General features: G+C 69.3%; 1 protein-coding gene. It reads right to left on the reverse strand.

Annotation, left to right across the window (positions count from 1 at the left end; translation table 11 throughout):
• Positions 1–321 (reverse strand): zinc-binding dehydrogenase (locus DSY14_RS28410; protein WP_307851367.1); only part of this gene is annotated, 321 nt, incomplete at its 3' end.
• Positions 322–329: the final 8 nt, after the last annotated feature.

A 329-nucleotide genomic window follows, 5' to 3' on the forward strand; every position in this document is an offset into this window, starting at 1 on the left:
GATCTCTACGCACGTCCGCAGCGCCGTGCCCGTCCGCATCTGGTGCAGCGCCTCGTTGACGTCGGCCAGCGGCACCCGGTGGGTGATCAGGCCTGAGAGGTCGATGCGCCCGGCGCGCCACAGCGCGATCGTCCGCTCGTACGACCGCACCACGTCCCCGCCGCCGTACATCGACGGCAGGATGCGCTTCTCGTCGAAGAACAGCTCGAACATGTTGAACTGGAGGAAGTCGTCCATGGCGCCCGCGCCCACGACGACCAGCGTGCCGCCGCGCCGCGTCATGTCGTACGCCGTCCGTGCGGTCGCGGACCTGCCGACCACCTCGAAGA

Source organism: Nocardiopsis sp. MG754419 (assembly GCF_018207095.1).
In the GTDB taxonomy this organism is placed as follows: Bacteria; Actinomycetota; Actinomycetes; order Streptosporangiales; family Streptosporangiaceae; genus Nocardiopsis.